The organism is Methanococcoides sp. AM1, assembly GCF_900774055.1.
In the GTDB taxonomy this organism is placed as follows: Archaea; Halobacteriota; Methanosarcinia; order Methanosarcinales; family Methanosarcinaceae; genus Methanococcoides.
In genome coordinates this window covers 1-293 of record NZ_CAAGSW010000023.1, presented here as the reverse complement: position 1 = coordinate 293, position 293 = coordinate 1, and the positions used below count along the sequence as shown (strand labels likewise).

Annotated in this window: 1 protein-coding gene; it reads left to right on the top strand. The window is 42.3% G+C overall.

The features are described 5' to 3' along the window. The coding region (locus E7X57_RS12230; RefSeq protein ID WP_135613275.1) for a PKD domain-containing protein at positions 1-293 on the top strand (293 nt) is incomplete at both ends.

Below are 293 nucleotides of genomic sequence, written 5' to 3'. Positions count from 1 at the left end.
CCGGTATCCGATTTCAGTGCTAATGTAACTGAAGGTATTGCACCACTTACTGTTTCATTCACTGATCTCTCAACCAATGCAACGTCATGGTCCTGGGATATTGATGCTGACGGTACTGAGGATTACTCAAGTCAGAATCTCGTTCATACGTATGATACAGCTGGGGTGTATACTGTCAATCTTACTGTCAGTAATATCAATGGTACTGCTTCCGAAGTCAAGACCGGTTATATCAATGTGACATCAGTTCCTATACTTCCGGTATCCGATTTCAGTGCTAATGTAACTGAAGG